General features: G+C 39.8%; 18 protein-coding genes, 2 tRNA genes and 1 pseudogene. 10 read left to right on the top strand and 11 right to left on the bottom strand.

All coding sequences use genetic code 11. From position 1 onward, the window contains the following. The first annotated feature begins 3 nt into the window (after positions 1-3). The 6 genes and pseudogenes from RE317_RS06015 to RE317_RS05995 all read left to right on the top strand — a co-directional run bounded on the left by RE317_RS06015 (position 4) and on the right by RE317_RS05995 (position 6,789). Positions 4-1,629 carry a beta-N-acetylhexosaminidase gene (locus RE317_RS06015; protein WP_050484649.1) on the top strand — a complete coding sequence of 542 codons (1,626 nt, stop codon included), beginning with the start codon at positions 4-6 and terminating at the stop codon, positions 1,627-1,629. Positions 1,630-1,660: 31 nt separating this feature from the next. Continuing rightward, entirely contained in the window at positions 1,661-3,079 is a 1,419-nt protein-coding gene (locus RE317_RS06010; RefSeq protein WP_005844963.1) for an endonuclease/exonuclease/phosphatase family protein, read from the top strand. Between the two features lie 2 nt (positions 3,080-3,081). Then, the gene (locus tag RE317_RS06005; RefSeq protein WP_008666830.1) at positions 3,082-4,626 is read left to right on the top strand and encodes a DUF4091 domain-containing protein; all 1,545 of its coding nucleotides are present in this window, start codon (positions 3,082-3,084) and stop codon (positions 4,624-4,626) included. Positions 4,627-4,915: 289 nt separating this feature from the next. After that, positions 4,916-5,280: pseudogene (locus RE317_RS20965) on the top strand (DDE transposase); the annotation flags it as partial. Between the two features lie 234 nt (positions 5,281-5,514). Then, on the top strand, positions 5,515-6,507 hold the full coding sequence (locus RE317_RS06000; RefSeq protein WP_005844973.1) for a recombinase family protein: 993 nt from the start codon (positions 5,515-5,517) through the stop codon (positions 6,505-6,507). A gap of 30 nt (positions 6,508-6,537) precedes the next feature. Then, positions 6,538-6,789 (top strand): hypothetical protein, encoded by a 252-nt coding sequence (locus RE317_RS05995; protein ID WP_032939282.1) that lies wholly within the window; start codon positions 6,538-6,540, stop codon positions 6,787-6,789. Here RE317_RS05995 and RE317_RS05990 read toward each other — a convergent pair. Beyond that, positions 6,754-7,038 (bottom strand): transposase, encoded by a 285-nt coding sequence (locus RE317_RS05990; protein WP_117873616.1) that lies wholly within the window; start codon positions 7,036-7,038, stop codon positions 6,754-6,756. The two genes, RE317_RS05995 and RE317_RS05990, sit on opposite strands and share 36 nt — an antisense overlap. A gap of 91 nt (positions 7,039-7,129) precedes the next feature. Then, positions 7,130-7,205: transfer RNA gene (locus tag RE317_RS05985), tRNA-Phe, on the bottom strand. A gap of 180 nt (positions 7,206-7,385) precedes the next feature. On the opposite strand from RE317_RS05985, the gene RE317_RS05980 reads away from it, so the two are divergent. The 3 genes from RE317_RS05980 to RE317_RS05970 all read left to right on the top strand — a co-directional run bounded on the left by RE317_RS05980 (position 7,386) and on the right by RE317_RS05970 (position 10,169). Continuing rightward, positions 7,386-7,458 (top strand) — tRNA-Pro (locus RE317_RS05980). Positions 7,459-7,740: 282 nt separating this feature from the next. Then, complete coding sequence (locus RE317_RS05975) at positions 7,741-9,348, top strand: alpha-galactosidase (protein ID WP_008670879.1); 1,608 nt, start codon at positions 7,741-7,743, stop codon at positions 9,346-9,348. Between the two features lie 50 nt (positions 9,349-9,398). After that, positions 9,399-10,169, top strand: coding sequence for a LuxR C-terminal-related transcriptional regulator (locus RE317_RS05970; protein ID WP_008670880.1), 771 nt, complete (start codon positions 9,399-9,401; stop codon positions 10,167-10,169). A 17-nt stretch (positions 10,170-10,186) separates the two neighbouring features. Here RE317_RS05970 and RE317_RS05965 read toward each other — a convergent pair whose 3' ends face one another. The 9 genes from RE317_RS05965 to RE317_RS05925 all read right to left on the bottom strand — a co-directional run bounded on the left by RE317_RS05965 (position 10,187) and on the right by RE317_RS05925 (position 18,896). Next, the gene (locus RE317_RS05965) at positions 10,187-10,771 is read right to left on the bottom strand and encodes a hypothetical protein (protein ID WP_005850694.1); all 585 of its coding nucleotides are present in this window, start codon (positions 10,769-10,771) and stop codon (positions 10,187-10,189) included. A gap of 114 nt (positions 10,772-10,885) precedes the next feature. After that, a complete protein-coding gene (locus RE317_RS05960; RefSeq protein ID WP_005850695.1) occupies positions 10,886-12,178 on the bottom strand; it encodes an MATE family efflux transporter in 1,293 nt (430 codons plus the stop codon). Positions 12,179-12,392: 214 nt separating this feature from the next. Beyond that, on the bottom strand, positions 12,393-13,232 hold the full coding sequence (locus tag RE317_RS05955; protein WP_008670883.1) for a hypothetical protein: 840 nt from the start codon (positions 13,230-13,232) through the stop codon (positions 12,393-12,395). Positions 13,233-13,372: 140 nt separating this feature from the next. Continuing rightward, positions 13,373-14,026 carry a leucyl/phenylalanyl-tRNA--protein transferase gene (aat, locus tag RE317_RS05950; RefSeq protein WP_005840948.1) on the bottom strand — a complete coding sequence of 218 codons (654 nt, stop codon included), beginning with the start codon at positions 14,024-14,026 and terminating at the stop codon, positions 13,373-13,375. Positions 14,027-14,121: 95 nt separating this feature from the next. Next, positions 14,122-16,350 carry an AAA family ATPase gene (locus RE317_RS05945; protein ID WP_008670885.1) on the bottom strand — a complete coding sequence of 743 codons (2,229 nt, stop codon included), beginning with the start codon at positions 16,348-16,350 and terminating at the stop codon, positions 14,122-14,124. Positions 16,351-16,367: 17 nt separating this feature from the next. Beyond that, positions 16,368-16,676 carry an ATP-dependent Clp protease adaptor ClpS gene (locus tag RE317_RS05940; RefSeq protein ID WP_008781423.1) on the bottom strand — a complete coding sequence of 103 codons (309 nt, stop codon included), beginning with the start codon at positions 16,674-16,676 and terminating at the stop codon, positions 16,368-16,370. Positions 16,677-16,904: 228 nt separating this feature from the next. Beyond that, positions 16,905-17,312, bottom strand: a complete 408-nt coding sequence (locus RE317_RS05935; protein ID WP_005850699.1) for a pyridoxamine 5'-phosphate oxidase family protein — start codon at positions 17,310-17,312, stop codon at positions 16,905-16,907. A gap of 73 nt (positions 17,313-17,385) precedes the next feature. Next, positions 17,386-18,201 (bottom strand): DUF6597 domain-containing transcriptional factor, encoded by an 816-nt coding sequence (locus RE317_RS05930; protein ID WP_005840958.1) that lies wholly within the window; start codon positions 18,199-18,201, stop codon positions 17,386-17,388. An 8-nt stretch (positions 18,202-18,209) separates the two neighbouring features. After that, positions 18,210-18,896 (bottom strand): hypothetical protein, encoded by a 687-nt coding sequence (locus tag RE317_RS05925; RefSeq protein WP_005850701.1) that lies wholly within the window; start codon positions 18,894-18,896, stop codon positions 18,210-18,212. A gap of 159 nt (positions 18,897-19,055) precedes the next feature. Here RE317_RS05925 and RE317_RS05920 point away from each other — a divergent pair, with 159 nt between their 5' ends. After that, positions 19,056-19,751, top strand: a complete 696-nt coding sequence (locus tag RE317_RS05920) for a hypothetical protein (RefSeq protein WP_005840961.1) — start codon at positions 19,056-19,058, stop codon at positions 19,749-19,751. Positions 19,752-19,801: the final 50 nt, after the last annotated feature.

The raw sequence follows: 19,801 nt of genomic DNA, 5'->3' as shown, positions 1-19,801 counted from the left end.
AATATGAAACGATTTTTATTATCAATAATATATTTATACTTGGCAGGTATGCTTGTAGCGCAAACTGCACCTTTAGAAATACTTCCTTATCCCAATGAGGTAAAGGTTCATCCGGGACATTATCCTTTTATGTCCTGTCAGCTTGTTTATCCCAATGCCTTGAAAAATGAAGCCGATTACTTAAAACAACTGTTGTTAGAGGAACATGGACTCATCGTACAACACACCAAGCAGGGAAATATGCAATTGACTTTATCTAAGTGGATTCCCCATCCTGAAGGATATCGTCTTACTGTAAACGAACAAGGTATCCGTATTGAAGGTTCCACACCTCAAGGTGTGTTTTATGGTCTGCAGACTTTCCGTCAGCTTATTACCACTCATCAAGGACAAATAAGAATACCTTATGTAGTCATTGATGATGCTCCGGCTTTTAAATGGCGCTCATTCATGCTTGATGATGGAAGAGCCTTTAAGGGCATGAAAGAGGTAAAACAATTGTTGGATGAAATGGCTATTTTAAAAATGAACACTTTCCATTGGCATCTTACCGAAGACCAGGGATGGCGTATAGAAATAAAGAAATATCCGCTGCTCACAGAAATAGGCGCGCATAGAGATTCTACTCAGCTCAACTGGTATGAAAGCAAAGTGTTCGATGGTAAGCCGTTCGATGGATACTATACACAGCGTGAAATAAAAGAAATTGTTTCCTATGCCCGGAATCTTCACATTACAGTTGTTCCTGAAATAGAGATGCCGGGACATGCTTCAGCCGCCATTGCCGCGTATCCTTGGTTAGGCAGTACAGATGAAAAAATCAAAGTGCCTTGTACCTTTGGAGTCAAAAACAGTGCCTTCAATGTAGCCGATCCACGCACACGTACTTTTTTGAAGGATGTACTCGATGAAGTGATGGAACTGTTTCCTTCGAGAATCATTCACATTGGTGGCGATGAAGTGCGACAAGAGCAATGGAATAACTCATCCGAGGTACGAACATTCATGAAAGAAAAAGGGATAAACTCAGCTGCCGAACTTCAGATGTGGTTCACTAACCATATAGCCTCTTATCTGAAATCGAAAGGAAGAATAATGATGGGTTGGAATGATATAACTGGTGACAAATTGCATGGATACCAAAGTGAAGTTACAATTGAAGCAGGAAACCAGCTTTCAGAGGACGCGGTGGTACAGTTCTGGACTGGCAATCATGACCTTTTACGGAAGGCAGCCAAACGAGGTTATAAGATAGTTAACAGTTATTTTAAATATACTTATCTGAACTTTAACCATGACCGTATAACGCCTGGGTTGGAATATGATTTCGAACCTATCCCTTTGGAAAAAGCATATGCGTTCAATCCAATACCCGAAGGGCTTACCATGCAGGAACAAAAACAGATTATAGGTATAGGGTGTCAGATGTGGGGAGAATGGATACCACAAGTGGAGGATATGTATAGAATGATATATCCATATTGGGCGGCCCATGCCGAAACAGGATGGACAGACAACAAGCGTAAAAACTACAATCGTTTTGTTCGGTCTATGGATTATTTTCTTACTCGTTGGATAGATAAAAATTATATCAACAGCCATAATATTGGGATAAAGCAACATCAATAAAACAATATTTTGAATAAACAATAAATTCAGTATGAAAAAGCAACTATTATTTATACTGCTCTTCCTGCCTGCTTTTTTGACGGCCAAAGAGATAAGATATTTTGTACAACCCGGAGAAATACTTGATTTAAGTGAAAATGCCTTTGAGCGCCATGGAATAAAAGTATCTGAAATAGATTCCGTAAGCATGAGCGGTTCTTTTACCTTTTCTATAAAGGTGCGTAGTCATGCCCGTGAATTAGGTGAAAAAGCCTTGATTACCAATAAAAAGAACAATATACCAAACGAAGCAGGCATTTGGATAGGCACCCAAGACAACGGATCATGGATAGTGCACTTTTGCGATGGGAAAAACACTCCATGGGAATATAGACCTACTGCCTTGCGCCAACCCATAAATGATGATAAGTGGCATACCTTGACAGTGACACATGATGCCGGTAAACAGGAGATGCGCATGTATTACGATCAGTTGAATGTGGCTATTTACTGTACCAACGGAAATGTCAATTTAGCCACCAACAATACACTTAGAATAGGCTCTGTAGATGATGGTCAGTGGAATGCATTCAATGGTTATATCAAAGAATTTACATTTATAAGCCATGTGGAACTACCCAAAATTTCAGTTACGGACACCCAACGTTTGTCACAACTGAAGGTGATGGCTTTCAATATCTTTCATGGTGGTCATGAATTGGGGCAAGAGGTAGGAGTGAATAGGGTCGTAGAGGTTATAAAAGCAGAAAATCCAGATGTGATCGGTATGGTAGAAACCTACGGTTCAGGTGCTATTATTGCAGATGCATTAGGCTACTATTTCTATTTACGTAGTTCCAATTTATCCATCATGAGCCGGTATCCTATCACAGATACCTATGATTTGTATGATTCCTTCAATTGCAGTGCGGCGACATTGCAAATTAGTCCGTCACAACAAATAAATTACATTAACCTTTGGCTGGATTATCGTCCTATCACTAATGACCAAATAAACGCCTGTGAATCCATAGAAAATATCATAGCGGGGGAGTGGAGTAGGAGAGCTGCACAATTGCAAAGTATCTTGAAAGCTTTTCCATCCCAATGGAATACCATGGAAACACCTCTCATAGTTTCCGGTGATTTTAACAGTGATTCGCATCTGGATTGGAAAGATGATACAAAAAACATGAATGGACACAACGGGTATGTTATAGAATGGCCCACCAGCAAGTTGATGGAAAAAGCTCATTTTATTGACTCTTATCGTGAGATTCATCCTGACGTGAAAAAATATCCATGTCTTACATGGTCTACTATGGCGAAGAATGAATTGCAATACCGTATAGATTTTATTTATTATAAAGGGAAGGATATCAAAGCTATCCAATCGGAGATGATAGACAAACATCCTGTTCGCTACCCCTCTGACCATGCGGCTGTAGTGACTACATTTAATCTGAAATAAATATGAAGTATTTTTTAACGCTTATTCAACTATGGGTTGGATTCCTGTCTATATGTGCCAGTTATCCAAAAGCAAATATTTGGATAATTCCTTCTGTAGAATCCCCACAAGTATACAGAAATTACGCTCAAACCTCAAAGGTTCACTTGGAAATGGCTAGAGGTGAAGTAGAACATATTCAATTAGTCTTTCCTAGCAAAGTTAATGAGGAATATCGTTTCACTTTCGACCGATATTTGAAAGGTATTCAAATATCGGCTAGAGAACTTAAAAAAATGAATGGTTATTATGACGCGTTAGTCCCTTTTAAAAATCAGTTGAAATGTACGGATACATTGACTGCTGTATGGATTACTGTACAGTGTCCGTCAAGGGTTCCAGTCGGAAAGTATCATCAGACGATAAAGATAGAAGGAAGTAAACATTTTACGATACAGCTGGATTATAACGTACATCATACTACCATTCCTTTAAAGTCATCTATCCCTATCACTGTTGGAGTTGAGAATCGTTGTATGACTGAATGTCTTAATGATAAAGAAGCCGATAAAGAACGGCAACGATGGGTAGACTTTGTATTAAGCTATAGAATGACTCCTGTATTTGGTACACAGATTACTCCGGAACGTTGGCAATACGAACATTCGTTCTCACCTTGGGCATGGAATGACAAACGAAGCATCCGATTATTAAATGATAGAAGATATAGTTGTTACATGCTTCCGTTTTTTACATTGTCGGAGAATGAACTTGCGTCTTTATTATGTAATATCCAAAAGAAAGGAAAATTAAAAGAATCACTTTTCTATATTTGGGATGAACCTGCCTATATGGAGGATTATGAGCAAATCAAACGAAAAGTCAATATTATTCGGAAATATGCTTCAGATGCTCGGATTTTAACCACATTCTTTTGTGGTCCCCGAAACGGTCCACGTAAAGGAGATTTGTATGCAGTGTTTGACTATTTGAAACATCATATTCATGTTGCTACTATAAGTTTAGCTCCTTGTAAAGGCAATGAAGAAGAAGTGCAACATATACGCTATAAAGTGCCTGAAGGTATAGACTGGTGGAGTTATGTTTGTTGGCAACCAGGTGGAAATGAACCAAACTTTTTATTACAGATGAAGGGGATACAGCAAAGAGCTATCATGTGGCGTACTTGGAAAAACGGTAGCCAAGGTTTTCTCTATTGGAACTGTAATATTTATCACAAACGAAATCCATTTACTTATATCACTGATATGCCACATGGTGATGGTATACTCATTTATCCTGGTGATATCTTGGGATGTAAAGGTCCTATAGCCTCTGCCAGATTAGAGCGTTGGCGTGATGGAGCCGAAGAAATGGAATTATTGCGATTGGTGGAGAAAAACTATTCAAAAGAAAAGGCAGATACCTTATTAAACATAGTTTATAGTTCACCTTTGTCATTTATAGAAAAAGCTCATAATATTCCTTTCTTTAGAAAAGAATTGTTGGACCAACTAGATAAAACAATTCCCATTGATTATAAATTAAGAATCACAGATTTTATCTGACTTTTACTCTATATATGTGAAATAGAATCGTTAATTTATGAGATTGGGTAGATGAACGATTTTGAGGATGCGTCATAATGTAATATTTATGATTCATTCTCTTCTTATAGTGAGAAGGAAGAGATATTTTTTATTTGAAGGATATGAAAAACCATTGCAGCATATATATAAAATAAATCAACTAATTTATACTTGAATTATTGCGAATTAGTTGGCTTTTGTGTATGTTTAGATCTTCCCCGCAAATAAGGTTTGGCTGCCAAAGCGAGGGAAATATTCAAACTAAGATATGGTTAAAATACGAAATATTTTCGAGATCTACCTTACTTTGGGCTTTACAGAATTTGATTTTTTTTTCAAAATATCGCAAGATTTTTGATGAGAGTAAACTTGACAAGGTTCATTCTGTGTTTCCGTTTGAGCGTATAGCAAAAGAAGCGGGTCTGTCAGAGTAGAGTCTAGGTTAGAAGAACATTTTCAGTCTTTTTGCTAGGATTGCTCTTATGGCATTGAACCTACATTGGCTTTTCCGACAGGCAGCTGGTGGCACATCTTAACGGCAACATACTCTATCAGGTCTTCTGTGGAGTCATGGTAAATCCGTCCAGTTCTATAACCAATTACAAGATAGTCAGTGCTATTCGTAATGAAATGATAGAAGCTTATGGGCATTAGGGCGTGACAAATAATCCTTTATAACAAATGTTTAACGAGGATGAATTGACAGTTTATGATAAGACATTTCAAACAATAGGTGTTTTAGATAAAGAAGAACAAAAAAAGATACTGGAATTCTTCTATACATTAGGTGTTATTACGTTTAATCTTTAATTTGATGATTTATGAGTAAGAAAAAAAAGTAAAGAGAAAGTAGTAGAGTATTCCAAATTGGAGCATAAAGTTGCTGCTGTCTGGACACGAGTCTCAACGGGGAAACAAGCGGACAACAACGGTAGTTTAGAGTCGCAAAAAAGAATTTGTGATGAATATGCTGCTAGTAAAGGTATCCGCATAAAAGAATATTTTGGGGATACTAATGAGAGCGCACAGACTGAGGGGAAACTATATCATAATATGATTGAAAAAGTGGCTAAAGATAAGGAAATTAATGTAATATTAGTTGCTTCTTATGACCGTTTTATTCGTACAGGTCCAGAGGGCATAATGACAAAAGCGTATTTAAAAGCAAAAGGTATTTATGTTGTTTCAGCAACGCAAGCAATTGACCCAGATAGTGCAGCTGGCACATTCATGGAAAACATGATTTTTCTTTTTAACCAATTTGGAAATAGTTTGAGAAGAGATAAAGCTGTTGTTAGTATGACTGATTGTCAAAGAAAAGGTAACTGGTATTCCAAACCACCATTAGGGTATGATAAGGTAAAGATTGACAAAGACCATATTCTTACAGTAAATGAAACGGGCAAAATATTGCGTGATGCTTTTATTTGGAAAGCAACAGAGGGGATTGGAGATATAGAAAAAGTTCAGCGGTTAAAGGGGTTGGGGTTATCCAAAATTCTTCATAATCCGTTTTATTGTGGGTATATACAACATAGTTTGTTGGGGGATGAAGTTATAAAAGGTAATCAAGAGATATTAATTGATGAGGCTATGTTTAATAAAGTGAATGGTATATCGAATGCAGGATATGAACACAAAGAAATTACTGAACCATTTCCATTGAAAAGGCATATCATCTGTTCAGACTGTGGCGGCTATTTAACTGGATACACAGTGAAAGCACGTGGACGGGATTATTATAAATGTAATAAGAAAGGGTGTAAAGGTAATCATAGCATAGTACAGAGAAACTGCATCAGAAGTATATCAATCGTTTTAAGAAAGGTTTTTGAAAAATACAAAGTAAAGGTGAAATAAAGAAAGTCCTTTTAAAACGGAAAACAGAGTGTGAAAATCGAATTAATACAGTCAAAGTTCGGTTTGGGAGAAATTAATAGTGAAATATATATGGCTATTATGAGCGAATTAAATTCGAGATTAGCAGAAATCAGACGAGAGCTTGAAGATGCAGGGAAAAATTTATCGAACATGATGAAATATATCAATCAAACGATTGAAATGTTTTGTAAATTAGGTTTGTGGAGTGATACTAATTTTTCTGGTTCAGTTGTAATTCTTGGGGGGATTAACTTTTGCTAATCTATACAAAAAGAACCTCTTATCTACTACTCCACGAAATGAAGCCCTAAATGCTTTAATTTTTGCATTAAAAGCTTCCGCAGCAGCATTTGTTCTTCTGTTTACAAAGTAGTTTAATATCCGTTCGTAATGATTCTCAATGGAATTTGCAACAGTGGTGAATGTATCATATCCAAACTCTTCAATTTCATTATACCAAAGTGCCGGTTTGACACGAGTCACATCTTTATTTGTATACTCTGAAAATATTTTTCCTAATCGCAGGGCGTAAACGAGGGCTTAAAGCATAAAAAAAGCAGTTACATTTTACTGTAACTGCTTTAAAGTGAAAAACTTACTTTGGTGGTGCCACCAGGAATCGAACCGGGGACACAAGGATTTTCAGTCCTTTGCTCTACCAACTGAGCTATGGCACCAAAATGGTTATCGGTAGAGCTTTTCACTTTGTAATAGAACACCTCTCAGAAACTATTGTTTCTTGTTTGCGGTTGCAAAGGTAGGCATATTTTTTGATTCTACAAATTTTTTGCAAATTTTCTATGAAATTCTTTTTGATTTCAAAAAAATGCTTTACCTTTGCACTCGCAAAACAGAAACGGAATGTAGCGCAGTTGGTAGCGCACTACGTTCGGGACGTAGGGGTCGGGCGTTCGAGTCGCCTCATTCCGACATTGTAAAGGATAAGCCACTGAACTTCAGTGGCTTATCTCATTTTTAGCAAATCCGCCGGGACGAAATCGGGACACCCTATTTTATGGGTCAAATTCTATTCTCGGATTATAATGCTAACATCCTACCAGCCGAATATTTTTTGTGAAAGTATATAGGGAGGTAAGAGTTTTTCGTTATCTTTGCTCCCTACATGATAAAACTGATTTTATTTTCCTGTTAACCATTAGGATCATAAGATATACCTTCTTGATGATTTCTTTAAGTAAAAAATGAGAATTAATGAATATGAGAAATTTGTTTTTGACTTTAGCTTTCGGTCTATGTTCCGGCGTATTCGCCCAAAATACGACTGTTTTTGAATCTCCTATTATGGGGTGGAGCTCATGGAATACCTATCGGGTTCATATCAATGACACCTTAATAATAAGGCAAGCGGATGCTATGGTGCAAAAAGGACTGAAAGAAGTGGGCTATTCCTATGTGAATGTAGATGACGGTTTTTTTGGATGGCGGGATGAAAAAGGAGTGATGCAAACACATCCCGAGCGTTTCCCGAACGGATTGAAGGGAGTGGCGGATCATATTCATTCTTTAGGATTGAAAGCCGGTATTTATTCGGATGCGGGAAGCAATACTTGCGGTTCCATCTGGGATAAAGATATGAACGGCATAGGTTCCGGTTTGTATGGACATGAATTTCAGGATGCCACGTTGTATTTTAAAGAGTGGGGATTTGATTTTATCAAGATTGATTATTGCGGAGCCGGTCAGGAATTGAATCTGGAAGAAGAAAAACGATATACCGAAATACGCCAGGCTATAGATAATCTGGGTTGCGGACATGTTTCTATTAATATCTGTCGATGGGCTTTCCCAGGTACTTGGGCTAGAAACCTTGCTCGTTCATGGCGAATCAGTGCGGATATCCGCCCGGAGTGGGGATCAGTAAAATATATCATCGATAAAAATCTTTATCTGTCTGCCTATGCGGGAGAAGGTCATTATAATGATATGGATATGTTGGAGATAGGTCGAGGGCTAAAACCTGAAGAGGAAGAGGTACATTTTGGAATGTGGTGTATCATGAGTTCACCTTTGTTGATAGGATGTGATCTGACAACCATTCCGGAGACGTCATTAAAACTGTTGAAAAATAAAGAACTGATAGCTTTGAACCAAGACCCTTTAGGATTGCAGGCATACGTAGTTCAGCATGAAAATGAAGGGTATGTGTTGGTGAAGGATATAGAACGAAAGCGTGGTAATGTACGTGCGGTTGCTTTATACAATCCTTCGGATACGATTTGTAGCTTTACAGTTCCGATGAATATTTTGGAATTAGGAGGAAAGGTTAAGGCACGCGATCTGGTGAAACACCAGGATTTGCCGGAGATAAAAGGGGGTGTTCTGAATCGAGAATTACCTCCCCATAGTGTGCTGATTTTACGTATGGAGTCCGAGAAGAGATTGGAAGCGACTGTTTATGAAGCGGAATGGGCTTATCTGCCTTGTTTCAATGATTTGGGAAAGACTCCGAAAAGCATCGTATATGCTCCGTTACATGAAGCATCCGGAGGCATGAAGGTAAGTTATCTGGGAGGGCGGAAAGAGAATTTTGCAGAATGGAAAGAGGTGTACAGCGAGCAGGGCGGTGAATATGAAATGACTATCCGCTATGTGCCTAAAGCAGACCGTAAGCTGGAAGTCTGTGTGAATAATGAAAAAAGGATTCTTCTTGATTCGCTGTCGGCGGATGAGACTCAAAAGATAGCTTCGATTACTGTTCCGGTGCATTTGAAAGCAGGGAATAATAAGATACGTATGGGAAGCTCATTTTGCTGGGCTCCAGATATAGACTGTTTTACTTTGAAAAAAGTAAGTGAGTAGGCTGATAAGATCTATCTTCTTGAAGTACCACTTTGATAAAGAGTAAGAATATGAGTGTAACAAATGTCACCCGTGAGGAATTGTGGGCAAAGCAACATTTGTCTTGCAAAAACATGGATTATGCGGTATGGGAACGGGATAAATCCATGCTCCAGAAGTTGTCCAGAATCAATGGCGGCTGTTCTTTCGTGGTGGATGTATATAAAGGATGTTATGCGTATGCTTCTACGGGTTTTGTCGATTGGTTGGGGTATGACAGGCACAAGATAGAAACATTGGAAAAACAGGGTGATTATCTGGAGTCACGTATTCATCCGCATGATCGCTCCCAATTGGAAGACTTGCAAGTCAGGCTGGGGAAGTTCATTTATAACCAGCCTTTTGAACATCGGAATGACTATTGTAATGTGTATAGTTTCCGTATACTCAATGCTCGTGGCAACTATGTGCGTGTAACAAGCAGGCATCAAGTTTTGGAACAGAGCCATGACGGAAAAGCATGGCTCATTATAGGGAATATGAGTATGGCTCCCGGCCAAAAAGAATCAGAACAGGTGGAATGTACTGTGCTGAATCTGAGAAATGGAGAAATGTTTTCACCCGGTGTGATGATAATGAATCCGGCTTTCGGTCTTACCGGACGTGAAATGGAGATATTACGCCTCATCCAACGAGGATTCTTAAGCAAAGAAATTGCCGATAAATTATGTATCAGTATTCATACTGTCCATATTCACCGGCAAAATCTGTTGCGTAAGCTGGGAGTACAAAACTCTTTGGAGGCAATACGCCTAGGACAGGAGTCGGGGCTGTTAAGCTGATGCCCGATTTCATCGGGTCAAGGCATCCATTCTACTACTCCTGTAATAGGATGCTGCTTTCTCCATTCCTTAAATCCGCTATAATCCCGCACCCCATCCCGGATGACTGCCTGATAATACTCCACTCCGATGATTTTCTCGGTTTCCGGTGTTTCATATTTTAATCTTAGAATAGTTTCCCGTATTTCATCGGTCATAATTTCCGAAATGCGTTGGGCTACCTTTTCAAAATAACCGTCATAACGTGAACCTTCCCGGATGTGAATCATATCCATCTGCCAAAGTTCATTTTCTTCATTTTGATACCATGCATGCCATTCGATACAGGCTTCGGCAGTATGCAGCAGATTAGCGCATTCTATTCTTTTGATGGACGGATTCTCAGCTAGTCTGGCCATTGCCTGAAAGCTGTCCGTCAGGTTTAAGGGTGATGAATAAATATGGAAATCAATGTCCCTATGTTTCATCAGCAGCCCTGTTCTGAGTGAACCTACCAGATTAATTTTTGCACCGGCATCTTCCCATATCTGGATGATGTTCGTGTTTTTGATAACTTGCCAGGCTTTTTCCTGATTCTGTTTGGCAATGTCGAAAATATTCATACGCTGTCTTTTATAGTTGGTTTGCAAAAGTAGAGAAAAGCTTTCAAACTGAAGATAGTTATAAATAACTATTTATTGCCGGAATGAATCGGGAGAAAGGGGGTAACAAGGAACTTAGTAATGTTTCCTTTTCAAGTAAATGACAGATTGTATTCCCAACATGATGACAAACAGATATTCGGTTGTCATATATACCGCTAAAGGTGCATGTACACAGTGGCTCAGCCAGTAAAGATAAAGAAGATATACCATAATGGTAACCACTTGGAAGATAAAGGCAATTTTTGTCTTTCCGGTTCCGGTGACGGCACTGATGTAGACATATCCGGGTACTGCGAATATATAATTGAACAGCATGACGATGAAAGGGGGGACAGTGTGTTGCACCAGTGTTTCGTTGTTGGTGTAAAATCCGATAATCCAATAATCACAAAACAATGCGACTCCTACCAGCGGAAAACCGATGGCATATCCCATTTTGATGATTTTGTGGCAGATAGGAAAAACACCTTTTTGTTGTCCGGCTCCTAAAAGATTGCTTACCAAGGAACCGTTGGTGGCTCCTAAAGAACTGACAATCACAAAAAAGAGGGTGGAAACGCTGCGGGTTATGTTGGAAACGGCCAGTTCCATCTTTCCTAAATGTTCGATGGCGATGAAGAACAGGAACCACGGCGCCATACTGATAAAAGAATGCAGCATGCTCCATACGGACAGGTAAAACAGTCTTTTCAATAGCTTTCCATCAAATATCGGTTGCAGTCCATACTTGTTTTTATCAATCTTTCTCCACATATGGATAAGGAGAATGATTAACGATCCCATTTCTGCTAGCGTTGAGGCTATTGCCGATCCTGCTATCCCAAATTTTAAGGTAAATATTAACAGGTAATTGAAAGGGATGTTGATAAGTACGGCTGCTATTGCGGCCCAAGATAAGGACCTGGTCTTTATTATTCCCACAAAGAAAGCCCGGAGTGCCAGAAAGGGAAATGAAAATAAAAGTCCGAAACTGCGCCAGTCCAGATAGTCCGTTACAGCCTGATAGATTTCCGGTGAGGTAATTAATTGTTTCAAGAGGAAGGGGGAAAGGCCCTGTATCAACAAACATAAAGAGAGTGCTAGTCCGGAAAGGAAAAATAGTCCTTGAAAGAAGGTACGTCCTGTTTCTGCATAGTTCTGTTCTCCATTCCTGCGGGCAATCATGACTTGTAGTCCTATGCTGAAACCGAAGCCTAGCATATAAGTTGCCAGATAATATATTCCTGCCAAGGCAGATGCGCCAAGTTCCACTTCACCGACATGGCCCAGAAAGACGGCATCGGTAATGTTGATTAATTGCTCCATTAAAACGCTCATCATTACAGGAAGGTTGATGAGCCATATTTGTTTATATGTATAATTCATTGTTTAACTTAATGTATAACCATGCTTATGCACTTATCGGTTTAGGGATGGTGCACAATCTGTGTGGATTAATAATAAGGGTATAAAACTCTGTAACAAATCTTATTTAAGATCCGTCAAAATAGCCAAATAGTTTGGATTGGTAGTGCTATTCGTTGAATGTAGCTATATACAGAGTTGATGTTTCATTAGTTAAACAATTGTGTTTTGCAGGTTAAATCAAATCTCCTGGTTCGGCATAAATTTTGTATTCGCTCTCTAGTCCCTTGAAATCTTTTCTGAGGAGTACAATTTTAGCTTTGGGGGTAAGCCAAATGTTTAGTGGAATGGCATTCTCCTCTTGAAATGAAAATATAGTGCTGAATTCTTTTCTCAAAGACTCGTCTGAGGTTGCGGTATAATTAGGGAGTGAGAAAAATGAATTTATGTAGTTATACAGTATTTGTTTGCTTTTCATAGATCCCCCTTTTTCATATTTCTCATTTTTGGCATACAGCATAACAGATGGGACACCTTGATGGATATGGGTTTGCGTACTCAGATAATATCCGTCCAGATTATTTGCATAGCCTGTGGTAAAATCGGAGTCGGTTACGTCTTTCCAATTGAAAGCAAGGAAATCTTTTTTATTTGTGATATCAATGGATATTGTATCACTACTATAGATTATTTCATTGTTTTTGTAACCTAGCAGATAAGTCTTGTATGTGCCGGGTGAATAATAAACATGTGCCCATTTGAAAAATGTTGTTTCCACATATCTGGCATAATTTGAATGACTGAATACTTTAAAGCTATTTGGGGAATGAGATGATTTCCACACTATGGAATCATACACTTCGCTTAGACAAGGTGCATCTTTACCAAAATCAAAAGATTGGTAGAATACAATAGGAGCAAATATGTTTTGAGAACTTGTTTCTGCTTCTAATATAATTTTGATCTCTTTATTTTCTGTTTCTTTATTTTGGCTACCATCCATATCGGCCTCTTCTTTGGAGCAAGACAAGACAAAGAAGGTAAGTAGTAAAAAACAGTAGAATATCTTTTTCATGTTTGTTTTTGAGTTGGGTAAATAGCTCTGTTTGTAATGTCGAAAACAAAGCTAGCAAATATATTTGATAATCTCAGCTTTGTATCCTATATTTTATTTTTGACTGATGATTTGATAATCAAAATCGGTAAACAAAGACTTTACAGAGATTCAAGAGGTTCCTGCACATACCTCATATACTCCTCATAGTCTATATACCTTCCACCCATTGACTTTAAGTGTGGGGTTTCAAACTGACAATCAATCAAGGTTCCTCCCAACTCCTGAAATGTTTGTGCCAGATAGATAAGCGCCAGTTTCGATGCATTGGGGACTAGAGAAAACATGCTTTCGCCGAAAAAACACTTTCCCAAAGTGACTCCATAGAGTCCGCCGACCAGACAAGATTCTTCCCATACTTCCACGCTGGTCGCGAAACCTTGCTCATGCAGGCGGATGTAGGCTTTCATGATATCTTTGCCCAACCATGCTCCCGTTTCTTCCATCCGCAGATTGCCGCAGGTTTGAATCACTTCATGGAATGCCTGGTTAAAACTGACTCCATATTGTTCTTTGTTCATAAAAGTACGCATGGAGTGAGAAATGTGAATCTCGTTAGGGAAAATCACAAACCGTTTCAGGGGACACCACCATTGTATCTGTTTTTCACGGAAAGCATACCAAGGGAATATGCCATTGGAATAGGCAAGGAGGAGACGGTCTACGGAGAGGTCGCCGCCCACTGCCAATAGTCCGTCCGGTTCGCCATAGTGAGGGTCGGGAAAAACAAGTTTTTGAGTTAGTTGAAAGACCATATTGTTTTTTATTTATTGGATTCATATAATATCTTCTGTAGGAACTTCTCCGTATCTCTGCCTCTGCGGAGAAGTTGCCGATTCATTTAAAGGTATTACTCTTTGAGTACTTGCAAGCTCAATTCTCCGTTTCCTGCTGTCACTCTTACTTTACCTCCTGTTTTTAATGCTCCGAATAGGATTTCACGCATAAGCAGTGGCTTCAGCTGCGAAGTAATTACCCTGTCCATTTCCCTGGCACCATATTCTTTGGTGAAACCTAGTTTCAGCAGATGCTTATAGGCTTCCGGGCTGAGTTCCATTCCTACATGACGTGCAGACAGTTTGTTTTTCAGTTCGTTGAGTTTTTTGTTCAGGATGAGAGAAGCCATTCCGTAATCCATATCATGGAAGACGACTGTTGCAGACAACCGGTTGATGAATTCAGGTTTGAAAGTTTTCTTAACTTGTTTCAACATTGCCTCTCCGGCAGTAATTTGTCCGCTGAAACCTATAGAGGCTTGGTGCGCGAATTGTGCTCCGGCATTGGAGGTCATGATAAGTATAACATGGCGGCAGTCCGCTTTCCGTCCTTTGTTATCCGTCAGTACGGCATAGTCCATGACTTGCAGCAGGATATTGAATATATCAGGATGCGCTTTTTCTATTTCGTCAAGCAGTAACACACAGTTGGGAGTTTTGCGGATAGCATCTGTCAGCAGTCCGCCGTCTTCATAACCTATATATCCGGCAGGTGAGCCGATGAGTTTGGCCACTGTATGCTTTTCCGTATATTCGCTCATGTCAAAGCGTTGCAGGGCAATACCTAGCTCGGAGGCCAATACTTTGGCTACTTCCGTCTTTCCCACTCCGGTGGGGCCAACGAAGAGAAGGCTGGCCAGTGGTTTGTTTTCGTCCAGTAGCCCGGCTTTGGCCATTTGTACGGCTTCCACTACTTGGCAGACAGCTTCTTCCTGACCGTATATCTTTGCACTGATGCGTTCATACAAGGTTTCTAATGTGGCATTGTCCTCTTCCTTCATGGCGAGTACATCCACTTTACAGATACGTGCCAGTATATCGGTTATCAATGCTTTGTCCACCGTTTGTGTTTCTGTATCTGTGGGGTGGATTTCACGATAAGCCCCGGCTTCGTCCACCAGGTCGATGGCCTTGTCGGGCAAAAAACGGTCGCTGATATACCGTGCGGCAGCTGTGACGGCATATGCTATCACTCCTTCTTCATAAACTACTCCATGGAACGTTTCGTACCTTTCTTTTAATCCTTCTACTATGTGGATAGTTTCTTCGATTCCGGGTTCCTGTATGTCAATCTGTTGGAAACGCCGTACCAATCCTCTGCTACGTGAAAAATAGCGGTTGAATTCTTCGTAAGTAGTGGAACCGATAAACCGGATCTCTCCTCCTTCCAAATAAGGCTTGAGCATATTAGAGGCATCCATCGAACCGTCTCCCGTCCGTCCGGCGCCTATCAGGTTATGTATTTCATCTATATATACAATGGCGTGTCCTTCTTTCCGTATTCCTTCCATAATGGCTTTCAGCCTTTTCTCGAATTCACCCCGATATTGTGTACCGGCCAATAAGTTGCCTAAATCCAGTTCGTAGATACGACAACCTGTGAGGCGTTCGGGAACATTGCCTGCTTCTATACGTGCAGCCAGTCCGTAGACCAGTGCGGTTTTTCCCACTCCCGGTTCACCCACGTGCAGAGGGTTGTTCTTTTCTTTGCGGCAGAGAACTTGAATGGTGCGTTCCAATTCCACATTCCGGCCTATAAGCGGATTCCGGTCTTGCAGACCTTCATTGAGGCAGGTGACGTAGTTGCGCCAAGGTTCGCTTTTCTCTTGCTCAGAGGAAGTTTCCTCTTGAAACTGATTCATGTGCTCGTAATTTGAAATGAGGGAGCTGAGAAACTCCGGCATATCTTCTCCCACTGTTTCTTTTAGCAGATAGCCGGCCCATGAATCTTCCAGTTGAAGCATTCCTTGTACCAGATGAGGAACATCCATTTCTTCTGCGCTTGAATGGCTGATTGTCATATAGGCATATTGCAGCAGCTCGGAGAGTTGACCTGAAATTTCCAACTCATATTCTATTTCTTGAGGAACTCGTTCCACTTTTTTCGACAGATATTCGGAAATGGACTGGGACAGTTCTTCCGGGGTACAAAAACACTCTGCCAATGCTTTTTGAAAAGGAACTTGTTCCAGCAATGCGCTCAATAAGTGTTCGGGCGTGATAAATTCATGCCGATATTGCATCGCTTGGCTCTGCGCAGAAGCGAAAGCGTAGTTCACCGAATCGGTATTTGGTATATCCATATCTTATTCTTGATTTTTTATTCTTCTTCCGGTGTAACCGTGAGTCGGAGAGGGAAACCCTCTTCACGAGCCATACGGGTGGCTTTTTGTACTTTTGACCGGGCGATATCATACGTATAGATGCCTATTACGGCCGATTCACTTTTGTGTACTTGCATCATCAAAGCTTCTGCTTCCATCGTTGATTTGAAAAAAACGGTAGTTAATATCTTTACAACAAATTCCATTGTAGTAAAGTCGTCATTGAAAATAGTAACTTTGAAGCGTCGCGGCTCGCGAAGGTCTATACGTTCTTTTTCTTTATAAGATGATTGTTGTTGTTCCATATTGGTATTTGTCATACGTACTTATGGCACAAAGGTAGGGAAAGTATTGGAAAGGTAGGGTAGGGAAGAGATGAATTTTGTAGACGGATGGTCTGGAGCTGATGTCTTGAATTCCTTTCATGCCTGTCTGTCATTCTTAAAACATCCATATATAATAAGATGTTTCAAGGATGACAGACGTGTATGAAAAATAAAATGTGAAAAAATCCAAGGATAAGAGGTGGAAACTTAGACTTTTCTGTGAACAAACTGGCCGTCAATCCAAATGGTGGCATGGTTTCCCCGGAACTTCAGCAGGATATATTCGGGGTCTTCCGGTCCTTTAGGAAAATGATGGATAAACCAGTCTTGCCATAACTCTTTCTTGGTGCCAGTGTCTGATACAACTTCCACTTCTCCGGTCATGGCCACGCTGTTTCCCTCTTTGTAGAAACATATGCCGGCTTTCGGATTAGAGCGGAAATCCTTTGTCTTTGCCGAACTGTTTCCTGTTGCAAACCAGATGGTTGTTAATCCTTCCGTTTTGATTTTACTCAAGGGAACCGGCCGGGGATACCCTTCTTTATTGATGGAAGTTAGTGTGACTACTTCACATTGTTGAAGCAAAGCTTTTGCTTTTTCTTTAAGTGATTCCATTGTTTCTTTTTAGTTTTTGATACGGTACAAAAGTAAGAAACGCCAGGATGGCTTCGTTGTAAAAAAACGACTTTTATAGTTTCAGATATGTTAATGTGGTTTCTTCCGTAACCGGTAAGGATAAAAAGGAACCGGGTGTATTGCCTGATAAGGCTTTTATTTCCTTACTCAAATGGGCTGTGTCATAGTATCCGGCCTCAATGGCAACAGAGAAGAGTTGATTGGAAGAGGTGGAACGCAGTAAATCCACTGCATTCTTGAATTTGATAATCCGGCTGTATTCCTTAGGGGAATATCCGGTCTGATGTTTGAACTTGCGCTCGAAGTGTCTTTGGCACAAGCATACATTTTCTACTAAAGAACGGATAGGCAGTTGGCCTTTGGAAAGGTTAATGCAATCTACTGCATATGATATCTGTTTTTCTATCTTGTTGTTAGTACATAAGGCTTGGGTGAGAAAAGATTCTATCAGTCTGATTTTGTCCTGTATGTACGGTTGTTCACATAATCTTTCTGCTAGCGAGTCGTTGAAGATACCTCCTGACTCAAAAGTGCTGATTCTTTGATTCCCAAGTTCTTCCAATGGTAATTGCATGAAGCGGAATAAACCGCAAGGCAGAAAACGGATACCAAACATATGGATGCTTTTCGCATAGGTTATTAGGGTGGAGTATCGGCTCATGGGACCTACAAAATAAGAACGGTAGGGTTGCATTATAAGACTTTCTTGTTCCGCTATGTCAGCTACTTCGCCAAGGGTGAAGATAAAATCGGTGCAACCGTCCGGCAATATGTTGATTTTCATCCCATAGTCCGGATTGCCTTTAAATTCCCAGTATTTGTCAATATAGGGGGCTAAAAGCAGGGAAGGCTGGTATTCATTATACATGAAGATTGTTATTCCTTTTTAGCAGCGATAGCTAGTAATACTCCCAGTACCACCCCTAGAATGGCGGCAAATAATACCCGCATGTCCGGAGGAAGCAGGAAAGTGATGGTGTGGGCCGGATACCAGAACAAAGGGATGGTCTTTTTGAATACAAAGCTCCAAAGTACCGCCCAATTCAATCCGGTGAAAATACGTGTCATGGGAATAGGGGTGGAAAGCGCTTTGATAGAGCCGCCACAATTCCCGATATGAGTGTCTGTTATTTTATGTAATGTCATGAATACAGGAGCGAATATAGAGTTCATTGTAACGGAAATAGCCAGTGCAACCAGAAATTTGGCAAGACAGAAATCCCCGTTCATCAATGTGGAGGCATATTCCAGACCCATATATTCCAAGAAAATGGGAGTGCCTTTTGAAAAAATAATCATAGCCATATTGATACCCATACCCAGTACCCCCCAGATTACCATGCGTGGGATAATACCGAAGGTCTTGTTGTGATACACTCCTGTGCTGATGCGAAGCCCAAGCATTTCTCCCAAAGTAGCTAGAATGGCGAACTTCACAAAACTCATGACCATACCATGGATTGCATTGAAAGATTTGTACCATTCATAAATGGTATCGCTAATAAAAAAGGGTAGAAACAATGCTATTACAAACAAAAAGAACAGAATATCACTCTTTTTCATAGATAGAAATGTGTTTTTCATTAATATTTGCGACAAACATACGAAAAAAATCTAAGTTCCTAACCAAACAATAATTTAAATTCGACGGCTCTTTATTTGTTATCTAGCTATAATCTTTTATCTTTGTTTCCCGTCATGGAATAAAATAAAAAGGTTATTATGAAAACAAAAGGATGGATTTTAACTGTAATTTGTAGTATGTTGTTATTGGTGGCGGGTATCACTTTTGCATCAATGGTGCTTGTCGGGCAACCGGCTTTGGCAAACGAATCATTGTGGTGGTGGATCTTGATAAATCTTGGTGTGATGGTTTTATTATTCGGGTATGGCGTGAAACGGGGAATCCAGATATTGCGTATCTTCAGCATACCGAAAAGCAAACTGACACGGGAACCAGGTGTCGTGGTTTGTGATTATAATATCAGCCTGAAAAAGTATGCTTTGTATAAATTGTGGGACATCCGTCATTTCAGTTTCTCTTTGTTGTTCATCATTTATATTTGTATTGCACTGTGTACAGGGCACTATATTGTTCCCGAAGAGCAAAGCCTGTTCAGTCCGCTGCTGATTTGGTTCTTGTGTCTTATTTATATCTTGATTATGCTGCCTGTCAGACTAAATAAGATTTATAAGCGGAGTATTGCGGGGCAGACTTGGGTGGAAATAACTCCGGAAGGGCTGACATATGATAAGGCGGAACTGAAACAGACATTCCCTTGGGAGGAGATAGCAGGTATAGCTCTTTATAAGACTTATTGCTTTCTGTATGATAAAAGAGGCGGTGAATTTTTGATTGTAACTTCGGATGAAAAGGTGAAAGAATCCCTTCTTTACTATTTAAATACGAAAAAATAATGAATTAAAGCTAAGTGTTTTTTATAATAAGGTTGTTCATATTATTATAA

The organism is Phocaeicola sp. GP0067 (assembly GCF_031119655.1).
Taxonomy (GTDB): domain Bacteria; phylum Bacteroidota; class Bacteroidia; order Bacteroidales; family Bacteroidaceae; genus Phocaeicola; species Phocaeicola vulgatus.
This window is presented reverse-complemented; position numbering and strand designations above follow the sequence as displayed.

Coding starts and splice junctions, on each gene's coding strand:
- RE317_RS05970 (WP_008670880.1), top strand. CDS start 9,399: ATGAGTGTAACAAATGTCACCCGTGAGGAATTGTGGGCAAAGCAACAT.
- RE317_RS06005 (WP_008666830.1), top strand. CDS start 3,082: ATGAAGTATTTTTTAACGCTTATTCAACTATGGGTTGGATTCCTGTCT.
- RE317_RS05975 (WP_008670879.1), top strand. CDS start 7,741: ATGAATATGAGAAATTTGTTTTTGACTTTAGCTTTCGGTCTATGTTCC.
- RE317_RS05955 (WP_008670883.1), bottom strand. CDS start 13,232: ATGAAAAAGATATTCTACTGTTTTTTACTACTTACCTTCTTTGTCTTG.
- RE317_RS05940 (WP_008781423.1), bottom strand. CDS start 16,676: ATGGAACAACAACAATCATCTTATAAAGAAAAAGAACGTATAGACCTT.
- aat (WP_005840948.1), bottom strand. CDS start 14,026: ATGGTCTTTCAACTAACTCAAAAACTTGTTTTTCCCGACCCTCACTAT.
- RE317_RS05930 (WP_005840958.1), bottom strand. CDS start 18,201: ATGTATAATGAATACCAGCCTTCCCTGCTTTTAGCCCCCTATATTGAC.
- RE317_RS05965 (WP_005850694.1), bottom strand. CDS start 10,771: ATGAATATTTTCGACATTGCCAAACAGAATCAGGAAAAAGCCTGGCAA.
- RE317_RS06010 (WP_005844963.1), top strand. CDS start 1,661: ATGAAAAAGCAACTATTATTTATACTGCTCTTCCTGCCTGCTTTTTTG.
- RE317_RS05925 (WP_005850701.1), bottom strand. CDS start 18,896: ATGAAAAAGAGTGATATTCTGTTCTTTTTGTTTGTAATAGCATTGTTT.
- RE317_RS06015 (WP_050484649.1), top strand. CDS start 4: ATGAAACGATTTTTATTATCAATAATATATTTATACTTGGCAGGTATG.
- RE317_RS05920 (WP_005840961.1), top strand. CDS start 19,056: ATGAAAACAAAAGGATGGATTTTAACTGTAATTTGTAGTATGTTGTTA.
- RE317_RS05945 (WP_008670885.1), bottom strand. CDS start 16,350: ATGGATATACCAAATACCGATTCGGTGAACTACGCTTTCGCTTCTGCG.
- RE317_RS05935 (WP_005850699.1), bottom strand. CDS start 17,312: ATGGAATCACTTAAAGAAAAAGCAAAAGCTTTGCTTCAACAATGTGAA.
- RE317_RS05960 (WP_005850695.1), bottom strand. CDS start 12,178: ATGAATTATACATATAAACAAATATGGCTCATCAACCTTCCTGTAATG.